This window comes from Undibacterium sp. SXout7W, from assembly GCF_049339385.1.
In the GTDB taxonomy this organism is placed as follows: Bacteria; Pseudomonadota; Gammaproteobacteria; order Burkholderiales; family Burkholderiaceae_D; genus Undibacterium.
The window spans coordinates 1-280 of sequence record NZ_JBMPPF010000172.1 but is presented as its reverse complement, the minus strand read 5'-3'; the positions used below and the strand labels follow the sequence as shown (position 1 = coordinate 280).

Annotated in this window: 1 pseudogene; it reads right to left on the bottom strand. The window is 61.4% G+C overall.

The annotated features are described in order from the left end of the window. A pseudogene (locus ACO0LB_RS20975) lies at nucleotides 1-183 on the bottom strand (amino acid ABC transporter substrate-binding protein); the annotation flags it as partial. Between the last annotated feature and the right edge of the window lie 97 nt (nucleotides 184-280).

Genomic DNA, 280 nt, shown 5'->3' with positions numbered 1-280 from the left:
GCAGAAATCAACGTCGAGGCCCTTCCACACGCCCTTGTCGTCGGGCTGGCCGAAGCCGGCAAGTGACACACTCGATCCGCAGTTCAGAGAGCCCCGCGCCTTGACGTCGTCAAGTGTCGCGGCGTGAGCAACCCCGGCGCTCAGGACCAGACCTGCGGCCAGCGGTACCAATTTAAACTTCATGATGAGTTTACTCCATTCCCTGTCCGGTTGCTTGGTCGTTCTGCCCGTCCGGAGCTCCGGGCAGAAGTGAGAAGCTGCCATGAGCATGGCGGCTTCC